The organism is Actinomadura sp. 7K534 (genome assembly GCF_004348575.1).
Classification (GTDB): domain Bacteria; phylum Actinomycetota; class Actinomycetes; order Streptosporangiales; family Streptosporangiaceae; genus Spirillospora; species Spirillospora livida.
In genome coordinates this window covers 1-13,350 of sequence record NZ_SMKB01000199.1, presented here as the reverse complement: position 1 = coordinate 13,350, position 13,350 = coordinate 1, and the positions used below count along the sequence as shown (strand labels likewise).

General features: G+C 74.1%; 12 protein-coding genes. 6 read left to right on the top strand and 6 right to left on the bottom strand.

Annotated features, from left to right (window positions below):
- Positions 1 to 156 precede the first annotated feature (156 nt).
- On the top strand, positions 157 to 342 hold the full coding sequence (locus E1266_RS28715; protein WP_132052313.1) for a hypothetical protein: 186 nt from the start codon (positions 157 to 159) through the stop codon (positions 340 to 342).
- A 39-nt stretch (positions 343 to 381) separates the two neighbouring features.
- Here the strand turns inward: E1266_RS28715 and E1266_RS28710 are convergent, their stop codons facing one another.
- A complete protein-coding gene (locus E1266_RS28710; protein WP_132052311.1) occupies positions 382 to 1,272 on the bottom strand; it encodes an LLM class flavin-dependent oxidoreductase in 891 nt (296 codons plus the stop codon).
- A gap of 98 nt (positions 1,273 to 1,370) precedes the next feature.
- On the opposite strand from E1266_RS28710, the gene galT reads away from it, so the two are divergent.
- Positions 1,371 to 2,456 carry a galactose-1-phosphate uridylyltransferase gene (gene galT, locus E1266_RS28705; protein ID WP_132052309.1) on the top strand — a complete coding sequence of 362 codons (1,086 nt, stop codon included), beginning with the start codon at positions 1,371 to 1,373 and terminating at the stop codon, positions 2,454 to 2,456.
- Here the strand turns inward: galT and E1266_RS39640 are convergent.
- The 4 genes from E1266_RS39640 to E1266_RS28685 are packed head-to-tail and all read right to left on the bottom strand — an operon-like array spanning position 2,431 to position 7,020.
- Positions 2,431 to 3,894 carry a membrane-associated oxidoreductase gene (locus E1266_RS39640; RefSeq protein WP_132052307.1) on the bottom strand — a complete coding sequence of 488 codons (1,464 nt, stop codon included), beginning with the start codon at positions 3,892 to 3,894 and terminating at the stop codon, positions 2,431 to 2,433. The two genes, galT and E1266_RS39640, sit on opposite strands and share 26 nt — an antisense overlap.
- A gap of 44 nt (positions 3,895 to 3,938) precedes the next feature.
- Positions 3,939 to 4,739 carry a sugar phosphate isomerase/epimerase family protein gene (locus tag E1266_RS28695; protein ID WP_132052305.1) on the bottom strand — a complete coding sequence of 267 codons (801 nt, stop codon included), beginning with the start codon at positions 4,737 to 4,739 and terminating at the stop codon, positions 3,939 to 3,941.
- On the bottom strand, positions 4,736 to 5,872 hold the full coding sequence (locus E1266_RS28690) for a dihydrodipicolinate synthase family protein (protein WP_132052303.1): 1,137 nt from the start codon (positions 5,870 to 5,872) through the stop codon (positions 4,736 to 4,738). The genes E1266_RS28695 and E1266_RS28690 overlap by 4 nt, the downstream gene beginning before the upstream one ends.
- A complete protein-coding gene (locus E1266_RS28685; RefSeq protein WP_132052301.1) occupies positions 5,869 to 7,020 on the bottom strand; it encodes a Gfo/Idh/MocA family oxidoreductase in 1,152 nt (383 codons plus the stop codon). The genes E1266_RS28690 and E1266_RS28685 overlap by 4 nt, the downstream gene beginning before the upstream one ends.
- 229 nt (positions 7,021 to 7,249) lie before the next feature.
- Here E1266_RS28685 and E1266_RS28680 point away from each other — a divergent pair, with 229 nt between their 5' ends.
- Positions 7,250 to 8,311, top strand: a complete 1,062-nt coding sequence (locus tag E1266_RS28680) for a LacI family DNA-binding transcriptional regulator (RefSeq protein ID WP_207945965.1) — start codon at positions 7,250 to 7,252, stop codon at positions 8,309 to 8,311.
- Between the two features lie 127 nt (positions 8,312 to 8,438).
- Here the strand turns inward: E1266_RS28680 and E1266_RS39950 are convergent, their stop codons facing one another.
- The gene (locus E1266_RS39950; RefSeq protein ID WP_279436357.1) at positions 8,439 to 8,567 is read right to left on the bottom strand and encodes a hypothetical protein; all 129 of its coding nucleotides are present in this window, start codon (positions 8,565 to 8,567) and stop codon (positions 8,439 to 8,441) included.
- 155 nt (positions 8,568 to 8,722) lie between these two features.
- Here E1266_RS39950 and E1266_RS28675 point away from each other — a divergent pair, with 155 nt between their 5' ends.
- The 3 genes from E1266_RS28675 to E1266_RS28665 form a co-directional block, all read left to right on the top strand.
- A complete protein-coding gene (locus E1266_RS28675; RefSeq protein ID WP_132052299.1) occupies positions 8,723 to 9,250 on the top strand; it encodes an NADAR family protein in 528 nt (175 codons plus the stop codon).
- A gap of 74 nt (positions 9,251 to 9,324) precedes the next feature.
- Positions 9,325 to 9,777, top strand: a complete 453-nt coding sequence (locus tag E1266_RS28670) for an SgcJ/EcaC family oxidoreductase (protein ID WP_132052297.1) — start codon at positions 9,325 to 9,327, stop codon at positions 9,775 to 9,777.
- An 83-nt stretch (positions 9,778 to 9,860) separates the two neighbouring features.
- On the top strand, positions 9,861 to 13,350 hold a 3,490-nt coding region (locus tag E1266_RS28665; RefSeq protein ID WP_132052295.1), incomplete at its 3' end, for an AAA family ATPase.

The window sequence follows — 13,350 nt, the reverse complement described above, 5'->3', positions numbered from 1 at the left end:
CCACCCCACCACCGCCACCGAACTCCGAGCCCTCGCCCACCTGATAACCCACCGCAACCACTAGCAGGCTCTGGGGGAGTCGACAGTATGTTCGAGTAGGGTGGGGGTGTGGAGGTTCGTGAGCATGTCCCGTTCATGTGTCCTGCGGGGCATCGGTTGTCCGCGGGGCGGGTCATCGTCGGGTGGTCGCCTTGCGTCTGCCCGCCTTGCGACGGGCGGGGGCGCGGTCTGCGCGGTCACCGCACCTACCTGTGCCTCGACTGCAAGGACGAGCACGTGACGACCAAGTGCTACCTGCCCCACCACGTCCCCACCGAGAACGCCGAGTACCGCTGGCCCTGACGGGGCCGCGCCCCACGCCGGAGGAACAGCCCGCGCCGGTCACTGGCCGCGTTCCTGGGCCACCTGGGCGCGGACGGCCGGGGCGATCTCCTCGGCGAACCGCTTGATCTGCGTCTCCTGGTCGCCTTCCGGCCAGAGGATGAACGTGTCCATGCCGGAACCCACGGCGAGGTCGGTCAGCTCGTCCGCCCACTGGGACGCGGGTCCGCGCAGGAAGCCCTCCGACGCGCCGTCGGTGATCGTCCCGTTGACGTTGTAGAGCCTGCGGACGTCCGCGGGGTCGCGCCCGGCCGCCGCGGCGGCGTCGTCGATGCGGGCGTGCATCTCGGGAAGCCGCTCCGGGGCGGCCCAACTCAACGACGGGAGCCAGCCGTCGGCGGACCGTCCCGCCAGCGCCAGGCCGCGCGGCCCGCCGACGCCGAGCCACAGCTCCATCCGGTGCGCCGGGACGGGGCCGGCCTTGGCGCCCTTGAGGTGGTAGTGGTCGCCGTCGAAGCGCAGGTTCCGCTCGCCGCTCCACACCTGCCGGATGACGGTGACGGCCTCCTCCAGCGCGTCGGCGGCCTCCCGGCGGGACTTGCGCGGCCCGCCGAACGCGTGCACCGCGTCCCAGAAGCCGCCCGCGCCGAGGCCCAGCTCGGCGCGGCCGCCGCTCAGCACGTCCAGGCTCGCGGCGGCCTTGGCCAGCACCGCCGGCGGGCGCAGCGGCAGGTTCGCCACGTCCGGGAACACCCGGACCCGCTCGGTCACGGCCGCGATCATGCTGAGCAGCGTCCACGTGTCGACGTAGCGGCGCTGGTAGGGGTGGTCCTGCACGCCGATCAGGTCGAGTCCCGCCCGGTCGGCCGCGCGGGCCAGCTGCAGCAGCGGGTCGTCGGCGTCGGGAACGAGGAAGTAGCCGAATTCGAGTGTCCTGCCGTAGTCGCCCATACCGCGGAGAACCCCGCCGCACGGCCGCCGATTCCCGCCGCCGCGGCCCCCTCGCGGCGCGGCGGAGGATCGCGGCGCCGCTGTAGGCTCTGGCCGCGATGCACAGGACACGGGCGCGGCTGTCGGACGGCCGCGAGATCGTCTACTACGACGCGGCGCCGGGGCGGGTGCCCGTCCCCGACCCGCGCGGGCTGCCGCCCGTCGAGCCGGTCTGCGAGGTCCGCCGCGACCCGCTGACCGGCGACCACGTCACCATCACCGCGCACCGCAACGCGCGGACGTTCCTGCCGCCCGCCGACCAGTGCCCGCTGTGCCCGGGCGGCCCCGCCTCCGAGGTCCCCGACGCGTCCTACGAGGTCGCGGTGTTCGAGAACCGCTTCCCCTCGTTCGACGTCCGCACGCCACCGGTCCCCCCCTTCGTCGACGGCATGGTCGACGGCGTGCCGGGCGGCGTGGCGCGCGCCCGCGGCAGCGGGCGCTGCGAGGTCGTGTGCTTCACCGACGACCACGCCGCGTCGATGGCGCTGCTGCCGGTCTCCCGCGTCCGCGCCGTCGTCGACGCTTGGGCCGACCGCACCGAGGAGTTGTCCGCGATCCCCGGCGTGCGGCAGGTCTTCGTGTTCGAGAACCGCGGTGTCGAGATCGGCGTGACCCTGCACCATCCGCACGGGCAGATCTACGCCTACCCGTTCGTCACGCCCCGGACGGAGCGCATGCTCGCGATGGCCGCCGGCCGCGACCTGTTCGGCGGGGTCCTGGCGGCCGAGCGCGCGGGTCCCCGGGTCGTCGCCGCCGGTGAGCACTGGACGGCCTACGTGCCCGCCGCCGCCCGCTGGCCCGTCGAGGTGCACCTGATGCCGCACCGCCACGTTCCGGACCTCGCCGCGCTGGACGAAGGCGAACGCGACGAGCTGGCCGTCCTCTACCGCGACCTCCTCCGCCGCTGCGACGCCCTGTACGACGACCCGCTCCCGTACGTCGCAGGCTGGCACCAGGCGCCCATCGGTGAGGGCCGCGACCTCGTCCGCCTGCACCTGGAGCTGTTCTCGGTCCGCCGCGCCCCCGGCAAGATCAAGTACCTGGCGGGGTCGGAGTCGGGGATGGCGGCCTGGATCAACGACGTTCCGCCCGAGGCCGCGGCCGCCCGCCTCCGCGGCGTCACTGCCGGCGGAGCGTCCGGGTGATCCCGGCCGCGATCGTCGTCGCGAGCACCCAGCCGGTGATGATCAGCGCGTAGGCGAGCCACTGGTGCCCGCCGACCGGCTTGAACGCCTTCTCCTGCCCGAAGTCGACGATGGGCAGCAGCAGGTCGAGCGTGTAGAAGAGCGCGTTGAACGGGGGCTGCTCGCCGGCCTTCAGCGGCTCCGGATGCCGCGCCCCGAACACCGTCGTGCCGGCGACGAGCAGGCCCGCGAGCCACGCCGCGGCCCACACCGGCCGGAAGCCGTACCCGACCGTCACGTCCTGGAGGTAGCCCCACAGCCGCGCGTACCAGGGACGCGTCGCGCGGTGCCGCCGCTGCTTGGCGAGCAGGACGTCGCGCGCCGCCCTGTCGTCCCCGGCCTGCCGGTACGCGGCGGCTAGCTGCTCGTAGGCGTGCGGGACGTACCCCTCCGCGTCCCGCTCCAGCATCGCGATCCGCACCTTCGCGGGGAGCCGCGGCGTCAGCGAGCCGTAGGTCAGGCCGTCGAGCCAGACCTCGCCGTCGATCGCGCCGGGCGGGACGTGGAGGAGGCCGAAGCGCCCGCGGAGCATGTTCACCGTCCCGTCGACCCGCCCCTCCCGCAGCCAGACCTCCCCGATGGAGGCGCTCGTCGTCCGCAGCGCGCAGCCGTCCGGGGCCGACAGCCGCGCCTGCGTGAAGACGAGCAGGCCCGGGATCGTCGCGCCGCGCACGTTGACCTCGCCCTCGAACCGCGCCCGCGTCGCGATCAGGTCGGAGCCGACGGAGAGGTTGGCGCCGTCGAAGGCCGGCCCGCCGGGGTTGCGCAGGACGGCGCCCCTCAGGTTCACCACCCCGGCCACCGACGCCCCGTTCATCCGGACCTCGCCGAGCGCCTCCAGCTCCGGGGCCCAGACGTCGTCCTCAAGGACGGAGTGGTTGAGGTGCAGGACCTCTTCCTCCTGCCCGCCCTCCGTCCCGAGCCGCGCCCGCTCAAGGAAGAGGACGCCGGACAACCGCGCCCCGCCCAGCCGGATCTGCCCCGGCACGCGGCAGCCGGTGAGGCGCAGGACCCCGTCCACGCGCAGCGTCGCCGCGTCCAGCCCCGGCAGGTAGGACTCGCTGAGGTTCAGCTGCCGGACGCGCGCTCCGTACAGGACGGGCGTCTCCTCGAAGTGGCATCCCCGCAGCGACACCGGATGCTCGACCGTCGCGTAGTGCAGCTCCAGCGTCCCGGTGATGCGGGCCCCCACCAGGCGCAGCGCCGCTATCTCGCCGTCCACCGGCGGGCTCAGCAGCAGCTTGCGGAGGACCCACGCGCGCACCGTGCGGCGCGCGGGCCATGCCTGCCCGCTCGCCGGGTCGTCGTCATCGGTGCCGTTCCGGAGGTCGACCGGCGTTCCGGTGGGGAACGCCCGCCACACGCGGCGCTCGACGGGCGTCAGATCGATCGGCTCCACGATCAAGGAACCTAGTGCTTTGTCGGCTACTAGTGCTTTGTCGGCTAGAGGACGTGCTGGGCGAAGCGCGACAGGGTGAGTCGCAGGGCGGACGGGCCGGGCATCGCCCACAACTCCTCGTTGAAGATCTCCACCTCGATCGGGCCGGTGTAGCCGGCGGCGTCCACGGCCGCGCGGAAGCGGCGCAGGTCGACCTGCCCGTCGCCGAGCATGCCGCGGCCGGTGAGCACGCCCTCGGGGAGCGGGGTCACCCAGTCGGCGACCTGGAACAGCGCGAGGCGGCCCGTGACGCCCGCGCGGGCTATGCCCTCCCAGACGTCCGGGTCCCACCACAGGTGGTAGGTGTCGACCACGACCCCGACCTGGGACGGCGGGTGCGGCGCCGCGATGTCCAGGGCCTGGCGCAGGGTGGACACCACGCAGCGGTCGGAGCAGTACATCGGATGGAGCGGTTCGATCGCGAGCGTCACGCCGTGCTCGCCGGCGTAGGGGGCGAGTTCGGCGATCAGTTCGGCGACGCGGGAGCGGGCGCCGTCGAGGTCGCGGGACCCGTCCGGCAGGCCGCCGGCGACCAGGCACAGGACGGGCGCGCCCAGCGCGGCGGCCTCCTCGATGGCGCGCCGATTGTCGGCCAGGGCGTCCCGCTCCTGGAAGAAGCCGCCCCGGCACAGGGACGTGACCGCCAGGCCGTGGTCGCGCATGAGCTTGCCGGTGCGGGCCAGGCCGTGGTCGGCGACGGGCTCCCGCCACAGGCCGACGCCCGTGACCCCTTCGGCCGCGCAGCCGATGGCCAGGTCGGGCAGGCGCCAGTTGCGGGTCGTCCACTGGTTGAGGCTGAACCTCATCGGGCGGCTCCTTGGACGGTCAGCCAGGCGCGCATCCGGTGCGCGGCGAGGCCGGGGTCGGGGAAGAGGCCGGCCGCGTCGGCGAGCCGGAAGAGGCGCGCCATGTGCGGGACGGAACGCGCGTTCTCCAGCCCGCCGACCATGCGGAAATGCCGCTGGTGGCCGGTCAGCCAGGCCAGGAACACCACACCGGTCTTGTAGAAGAAGGTCGGGGACTCGAACAGGTGGCGGGCGAACGGCACCGTGGGCGCGAATATCTCCTGGTAGGACGCGGTGTCCCCGGCATCGAGCGCCCGCAGGGCGGCCGCGGCTGCGGGCGCGATCGGGCCGAAGACGCCGAGCAGCGCGTCGCTGTGCCCCGCGGCGTCCCCCAGGATCAGTTCCGGGTAGTGGAAGTCGTCGCCGGTGTACAGCCGGACGCCGGGCGGCAGGCGGCGGCGGAAGGCGATCTCGCGGTCGGCGTCCAGCAGGGAGATCTTCACCCCGTCGACCCGGGGCGCGTGCTCGGCGATCAGCGCGAGCAGCGCGTCGGCGGCCGCGTCCAGGTCGGGCGAACCCCAGTAGCCCCGCAGGGCCGGATCGAACATCGGCCCCAGCCAGTGCAGCACCACTGGTCGGCCGACCTGCGACAGCAGTCGCCCGTAGACGAACGCGTAATCGTCCGGGCCCTGCGCGGCGGCGGCGAGGTGGCGGCTCGCCATCAGCACCGGGACGGCGCCGGCCGACTCGACCACCGCGAGCTGCTCCTCGTAGGCGGCGGCGATCTCCTTCGGCGAGGCCGGGCCCGGAGGCAGCTGGTCGGTGCCGGTGCCGCAGACGATCCGGCCACCGGCTGAAAGCGCTTCCCGACTGCTCCGCACGATGAGTTCCCGGGTCGCCGCCCAGTCGAGGCCCATGCCGCGCTGCGCGGTGTCCATCGCCTCCGCGACGCCCAGCCCGTACGACCAGAGGTGGCGGCGGAACGCCAGCGTCGCGTCCCAGTCGAGCGAGTCGCCCGCCGGGTCGGCGACGACGTGCGCGGCCGCGTAGGCCGCCCGGGACGTGCTCGGCCGGGGCGGCGGCGGGTAGGCGCGCGGCTCGCCCATCGTGTGCCGGACGACCGAACCGTCCGCCTCCGGAAGCTCGATCATCATCGGGCCAGCTCCGGAACCTCCAGGCGGCGGCCCTCGCGCCACGCCCGCAGCCCCAGCTCGGCGAGCTGCACCCCGCGCGCCCCCGCGTAGAAGTCCCACGGGAAGTCGCCCTCGCCGGCCACGTGCCGGAGGAACATCTCCCACTGCGTCTTGAACCCGTTGCCGAACTCGGCGTTGTCGGGGACCTCCTGCCACTGGGCACGGAAGTCCTCGGTGGCGGGCAGATCGGGATTCCACACCGGCTTCGGCGTCATCGCCCGGTGCTGGACGCGGCAGCGCCGCAGCCCCGCGACCGCGGAGCCCTCCGTCCCGTCCACCTGGAACTCCACCAGCTCGTCGCGGAACACCCGGGTCGCCCACGACGAGTTGATCTGCGCGACGATCCCGCCGTCCAGCTCGAAGATCCCGTACGCGGCGTCGTCGGCGGTGGCCGCGTACGGCTTGCCGTCCTCGTCGACCCGCTCGGGGATGTGCGTCGCGCCCAGCACCTGGACGGACCGCACCGGCGCGACCACGCCGTCCAGCACGTACCGCCAGTGGCAGAGCATGTCGAGGATGATCCCGCCGCCGTCCTCCGCCCGGTAGTTCCAGCTCGGGCGCTGCGCCTCCTGCCACCCGCCCTCGAACACCCAGTAGCCGAACTCGCCGCGCACGGACAGGATGCGGCCGAAGAACCCGCCGTCCACCAGGCGCTTCAGCTTGAGCAGCCCCGGCAGGAACAGCTTGTCCTGGACGACGCCGTGCCGCACGCCCGCCTCGTCCGCGAGCCGCGCCAGCGCCAGCGCGCCGTCCAGGTCCTCCGCCAGCGGCTTCTCGGTGTAGACGTGCTTGCCCGCCGCGACCGCCGCGCGGATCGCGGCGGCCCGCGCGCCGGTCACCTGCGCGTCGAAGTAGACCTCGGTCTCCGGACGCGCGAGCGCCTCGGCCAGGTCGGTCGTCCAGGCCGCCAGCCCGTGCCGTTCCGCGAGGTCGCGCAGCTTGGCCTCGCTCCGCCCGACGAGCACGGGCTCGGGCCACAGCACGGTGCCGCCGTCCGTGCGGACCCCGCCCTGCTCCCTGATCGCGAGGATCGAGCGGAGGAGGTGCTGGCGGTACCCCATCCGCCCGGTGACGCCGTTCATCACGATCCCGATGGACCTGCGTGCCATCCCGTTCCTTCCCAACCTGTCGTGTTCCGCCTGGTCAGCGCGCCGCGTCGCGCCTCCGGAGGGCTCCGGGCCGCGGCGTGCCGGGACGGCGGCGCGCGCGTACCCCGCCGGTGCCCGGGAAAGCGCGTTCAGAAAGCGCTTTCTGATGTACCGTAGGAACCGCCGCCCGCGCGGTCAAGAGGGTTGTTCAGCCGGACCCGCCGCGCGGCGCGCGCCGAGGGGGGCGGGGATGACCGAAGCGGCGGAGGAGCACCGGGCCGCCGGCCGGGCCTACGTGACGCTGCAGGACGTCGCGCGGGAGGCCGGCGTGTCGCTCGCCACCGCGTCCCGCGTGCTGAACGGCACCTCGCAGGTCCGGGCCGACCTGCGCGAGCGGGTGCTGGCGGCCGCGTCGCTGCTCAGCTACACGCCGAACGCGCACGCGCAGGCGCTGGCCAGCGCGTCCAGCAAGTCCGTCGGGGTGATCTGCCACGACGTCAGCGACCCCTACTTCGCCGGCGTCGCCCGCGGCGTCATGCGCACCGCCGCCGAGGACGGCATGCTCGTGATGCTCGCCAGCACGTTCCGCGACCCCGCCCGCGAGGTCGAGTACGTGGCGATGCTGCGCGCGCAGCGGGCCCGCGCGATCCTGCTGATCGGCTCCGGCTTCGAGGACCGCGACTGGGAGCGCTCGATGGCCGCCGAGCTCGACCCGTACCAGCGCACCGGCGGCCGCGTCGCCGTCCTCAGCCGGCACCGCAGCCTCAAGGTCGACGCCGTCCTGCCGCAGAACCGCGAGGGCGCCGCCGCCCTCGCCCGCGCCCTGCTCGACCTCGGGCACCGCGACTTCGGCGTGCTGACCGGCCCGCGCGCCCTCACCACCGTGTCCGACCGCCTCGCAGGCTTCACCGGCGCCCTCGCCGAGGCGGGCGTCGACGTCCCCGCCGAGCACATCGTGGAGGCCGCCTTCACCCGCGACGGCGGCTACGCGGCCGCGACCGCGCTGCTCGGCCGCGGAACCCGCCCCACCTGCGTGTTCGCGGTCACCGACGTGATGGCGATCGGCGCGCTCGCCGCGTTCCGCGACCACGGCGTGTCCGTGCCGGACGACGTCTCCCTCGCCGGCTTCGACGACATCCCGATCGTCCGCGACCTGACCCCGCCCCTCACCACCGTCGCGCTACCGCTCGGCGCGATGGGCGAGCGCGTGATGGGCCTCGCCCTCCGCGAGCCGTCCGCCGCCCGCCGCAGCCGCATCGAGCGCATCGACGGCGAGGTCGTGCTGCGCGCCAGCACGGCCCCGCCCCGCTGACCCGCGGCGCGCCCGCCGTCCCACCGTCCAGGACGCCGCAGGGCGCGCCGCCTCCCCGTCCCCCGGAAACCGAAGAACCCGCCCGGAGATCCGGACGGGTTCCCGTCTATCGGCCGAGAACGGCCGGTCAACGCGCCGCGAGATCGTCTTGCCCGACCTCGGCCTCCACCGGACGCTCGGCGTCCGACTCCGCCGGGCGCCGCTCGGGCCACTCGACGATCTTGGTGCGGCGGGGGTTCGCCAGAGGGGTGCTCATCTTCGCCGTCGTCCTCCTGTTCGGGCAGATCGAAGCAAATGTTCCCGACCACCGGCCCGCTTTCGCAAAATGGTCTAGACCGCGTCGTGCCGCCCCCCTTTCCAGAACGGGATAATTCGGTCGCCGCCGCTCCCGCTTCCTGGCAGCCTTTCCGTATGGACGTAGCCGAGCTGACCCGCCTCAAGGACGAGGGTGCGCACCTGGAGTTCCTGTTCTTCTGGCGCCACCGGACCCCCGGACCCGGCTACCTGAGCCAGTGGTGGCCTTCCGTCTTCACCGTGGACGGTGTGACCTACGCCACCGCGGAGCACTACATGATGGCGGAAAAGGCCCGCCTTTTCGGCGACGGGGAAACGGCCGCCGCCATCCTCGGCGCCTCGCACCCCCGAAGGGCGAAGGATCTCGGCCGCCGCGTCCGGAACTTCGACGAACGGACGTGGAAAGAGCACCGGCTGGCAATTGTCACGCGGGGCAACGAGGCCAAGTTCGCGCAGCACGGGGACATGCGCGACTACCTCCTCGGCACGCGTGACCGGATCCTGGTGGAGGCGAGCCCCCTCGACCGCATCTGGGGCATCGGCCTCGCCGCCGACGACCCCCGCGCCGAGGACCCCGCGGCCTGGCGGGGCGAGAACCTCCTGGGCTTCGCCCTGATGGCCGCCCGCGACGCCCTGGCCGCCTGACGAAGGGCCGCCAGGGCGGCCGCCGCCCCCCGCGGGCTTGACCTCGACTTTGGTTGATGTTTCACGGTGGTCCCATGAGCACCGACATTGCGGCGGACCGCACGGCGGACGTCGAAGCGATCGAGAACGTCATCCGGACCGTCGAGCACTCCCAGAACAACGAGCTTCCCGACGACTTCCTCGCGCTGTTCCGGCACGACGCCGTCTGGACGACGGGCGGCGGCAAGCGGCTCTTCGGCCTGGACGAGATAGCCGCGTTCACCCGCCAGGTCCTCCCCGGCGGGATGCAGGGCATGACCGTCACGTTCGAGCTTGAGCACATCCTGTTCATCCGCCCCGACGTCGCCGCCGTGAAGGTGCGCCAGGTGTACCGGACGCCGGACGGCCCGGACGTGGGCAGCCCGCTGTGGGTCATGGCCAAGGAAGACGGCCAGTGGCTTCTGACCGCCTGCCAGAACACCGGCGTCCACGACGACGAGTTGGTGACACAGACGGCGAGCCGCCCCGTCTTCGGTTCCGGTGACTGAGCCATGTGAGTGATCATCGGGTTCGCCCGGACTTACCATGAGCAGGGCTCGTGGTCTCGCGTGGGCGGCTGGGGGGACGGGGTATGCGGCGGCGGCAGGGACCGGTCTTCCCCGGGTACCTGATGATCCTGCTGGTGGCGCTGCTGGGGCTGGCGTTACAGGTCTCGCCGCAGACGACCCGGGTCGTCCAGGAGTGGGCGCTTCCGGTCATCGTGGTGTGCATGCTCCTGATCCCGCTCGTCCTGGCGTGGGAGAAGGGGCAGGAGCGGCGGAACCTCGCGCGGCCGGGGTGGAAGGGCGACCGGTCGCCGTATCCGGGGCTGGACGCGTTCACCGAGGACGACGACGGGGTCTTCTTCGGGCGGGACGGCGAGATCCAGGAGCTGGTCGAGCGGCTGCGCCCGGGGAGCGAGCCGCGGTCGATCGCGGTGACCGGGCCGTCCGGGGTGGGCAAATCGTCCCTGCTCTACGCGGGGCTGCTGCCGAGGCTGGCGCAGCAGCGGCGGTGGATCGTGCTTCCGTCGATGACTCCGGAGGGCGATCCGTTTCGGTGCCTCGCCTACTGCCTTGCCGACGCGCTCGGCGGGGGCGCCGAGGAGATCGCCGAGGAACTGCGGCGGGACCCCGCCGCGCTCCGGCGGCGGGTGGCCGAACTCCGGCGAGGCCGGCGGAACCGGTCCGTGCTGATCGTCGTGGACCAGGCGGAGGAACTGCTGACGCTGACCGAGGACGATCAGCGGGACGCGTTCCTCGGAATGCTCCGGGACGGGGTGGACGCCGATCCGAAACTGTGGGTCGTCCTCGTGTTCCGTGCGGAGTTCCTGACGACGTTCCTCAGCGGCGGGTCCGCCGAGATGTTCCGGCATCCGTTCACGGTGACGGCGCTCGACCGGGCGGCGCTGCGGACGGTGGTCCGGGAACCGGCGGAACGGGCGGGCATCGCGTTCGAGCCGCCCGAACTGGTCGCGCAGATGGCCGAGGACACGGGGGACGGGACGGCGCTCCCGCTGCTCGCCTACCTGCTGCACGAGCTGTACCTGCAGGTCGGGCGGAACGGCACGATCACGCTGGCGGACTACCGCCGGACCGGCGGGGTCGACGGCGCGCTGACGCGGCGGGCCGACCGGCTGCTGGGTGAGCTGGAGGCGCTGGACCCGGCGCCGCCCGTCCTGCAGACCCTGCTGAAGTTCGTCAAGTTCACCGAGGGGCGGCCGACCCGGCGGCGGGTGGCGGGCCGGGAGCTGGACGAGGCCGGGCGGCTGGTCGTGGACGCGTTCGTCCGGGAGCGGCTGTGCACCAGCGGCCGGGACGGCGAGGACGCCGTGTTCGAGGTCTCGCACGAGGCGCTGTTCTCCGCGTGGGCGCCGCTGCGGCAGACGATCGCCCTGCACGCCGAGGTGCTGCGCCGGATCGCCGACCTGGAGCAGTGGGCCGCCGAGTGGGACCGCTACGGACGTCAGGAGGCGTACCTGCTGCGCGGCGACCGGCTGGCCGCGGCGCGCAAGTGGGTCGCCGAGGCGGAGGACCTCGCCGCCATCGAGCCGCTCGCCCTGGAGTTCGTCGAGATCTCGCACCGCTCCGACGGCGTCGCCATGCGCAGGCTGGCGGACTCGATCGCCCGGCAGGCGCTCACCGGCTACCTGACCGACCCGGAGCACAGCCTGCTGCTCGCCCTGGCCGCGCATGAGGAGTGCGCCCCGACGCCGCTGGCCCGCCGGGCGCTGTCGGCGGCGCTGGCGGTGTCCCGGGTGCGCGGCGTCCTGCGCGGCCACGAGGACCAGATCTGGTCGGTGGCCTGGTCGCCGGACGGCCGGCTGATCGCGACCGCGTCCTCGGACCGGACGATCCGCCTCTGGGACGACGCCGGCGCCGAGGCGGCGGTGCTGCGCGGGCACGAGGCGGCGGTCGTTTCGGTGGCCTGGTCACCGGACGGGCTGCGGCTCGCGTCGGCGTCCGACGACGGCACGGTGCGCGTGTGGGACGTGGCCGCCCGCGCCCGGGCGGCGGTGCTGCGGGGCCACGGCGACATGGTGTGGGGCGTGGCCTGGTCGCCGGACGGCACCCGCATCGCCTCCGCGTCCCGCGACGGCGACGTCAGGATCTGGGACGCGGCGGACGGCACGACCACCGCGACGCTGAGCGGCCACGAGGGATGGGTCCGCGACGTGGCCTGGTCACCGGACGGGACCAGGCTGGCCAGCGCGTCCGACGATCGCACGGTTCGGACCTGGGACGCGGCGACCGGGCGGCGGACGGCAGTGCTCGAAGGCCACGACGAGACCGTCCGGATGGTGGCCTGGTCGCCCGACGGCACCCGCCTGGCGAGCTGCTCCTACGACCGGACGGTGCGGGTGTGGGACGCGGAGACGGGCGCGTGCGACCGGATCCTGCACGGGCACGGACGCCTGGTGTGGGCCGTCTCCTGGTCGCCGGACGGGACCCGGCTGGCCACCGCCTCGCATGACCGCACGATCCGGATCTGGCCGGCCGCGCAGGGCTCCGAACTCGCGGTGCTCCGCGGGCACGGCGAGCCGCTGCGCGCGGTCGCCTGGTCGCCGGACGGCGCCCGGCTGGCCACCGGTTCCAACGACCGGACCGTCCGCTTCTGGGACGCCGAGCGCGCCGCGGAGGTCGCGGTGCTGCGCGGGCACGAGCGCACGGTCGCCGCGGTCGACTGGTCCGCCGCCGGCGTCCTCGCCTCGGCGTCCTACGACCGGACGGTGCGCGTCTGGGCCGACGACGGCCCGCGAGTCCTGAGCGGGCACACCGACGAGGTCTGGGACGTGGCCTGGTCGCCCGACGGCGGCCGCCTCGCCACCGCCTCCCGCGACCGCACGGTCCGCGTCTGGACGGCGGACGGCACGCAGGAGGCCGTGCTGCACGGGCACGACGACTGGGTGCGTGCCGTGGCCTGGTCGCCGGACGGCACCAGGCTGGCGAGCGCGTCCGACGACCGCACCATCCGGCTCCAGGACCGCGACGGCTCCGCGCCGCTCGTCCTGCGCGGCCATGAGGACACCGTCCGCGCCGTCTCCTGGTCGCCCGACGGCGCACGGGTCGCCTCGGCGGCGCAGGACGGGACGGTCCTCGTCTGGGAGGCCGCCACCGGCCTGCGGCTCACGGTGCTGTCCGTGCCGGGGGGAGCCGCCCGCGACCTGGCCTGGTCACCGGACGGCGCGCACATCGCGGCCCTCTCCGGCGACCACGAGGTCCGGGTGTGGAACGCCGCGGAGGGGGCGGAGGTGTCCGTGCTGTCCGGTCATGACGGGTGGGTGTGGTCGGTGGCGTGGTCGCCGGACGGCCGGGTCCTCGCGACCACGTCGACCGACCGGACCGTCCGGCTGTGGGACGCGCCCGCCGGCCGCGAACTGTCCGTCGCGGCCGTCCACGACGACGAGGTCTGGGACGTGGCCTGGTCGCCCGACGGCACCCGCATCGCCACCGCCTCCGGGGACCGCACGGTGCGGATCTGGGAGGTCGTGACCGACGGTGCGGCGCTCGTCGCACGGGCCCGGAGCCGCGTGTTCCGCCAGCTCACCCGAGACGAGCGCCAGACCCTCATGATCCCCGCCC

What these genes read in the sequence shown, in the direction of transcription:
- E1266_RS28685 (WP_132052301.1), bottom strand. Translation starts at nt 7,020, where the DNA reads ATGGCACGCAGGTCCATCGGGATCGTGATGAACGGCGTCACCGGGCGG.
- E1266_RS28670 (WP_132052297.1), top strand. Translation starts at nt 9,325, where the DNA reads ATGAGCACCGACATTGCGGCGGACCGCACGGCGGACGTCGAAGCGATC.
- E1266_RS28680 (WP_207945965.1), top strand. Translation starts at nt 7,250, where the DNA reads ATGACCGAAGCGGCGGAGGAGCACCGGGCCGCCGGCCGGGCCTACGTG.
- E1266_RS28695 (WP_132052305.1), bottom strand. Translation starts at nt 4,739, where the DNA reads ATGAGGTTCAGCCTCAACCAGTGGACGACCCGCAACTGGCGCCTGCCC.
- E1266_RS28675 (WP_132052299.1), top strand. Translation starts at nt 8,723, where the DNA reads ATGGACGTAGCCGAGCTGACCCGCCTCAAGGACGAGGGTGCGCACCTG.
- E1266_RS28710 (WP_132052311.1), bottom strand. Translation starts at nt 1,272, where the DNA reads ATGGGCGACTACGGCAGGACACTCGAATTCGGCTACTTCCTCGTTCCC.
- E1266_RS39950 (WP_279436357.1), bottom strand. Translation starts at nt 8,567, where the DNA reads ATGAGCACCCCTCTGGCGAACCCCCGCCGCACCAAGATCGTCGAGTGG.
- E1266_RS28690 (WP_132052303.1), bottom strand. Translation starts at nt 5,872, where the DNA reads ATGATGATCGAGCTTCCGGAGGCGGACGGTTCGGTCGTCCGGCACACG.
- galT (WP_132052309.1), top strand. Translation starts at nt 1,371, where the DNA reads ATGCACAGGACACGGGCGCGGCTGTCGGACGGCCGCGAGATCGTCTAC.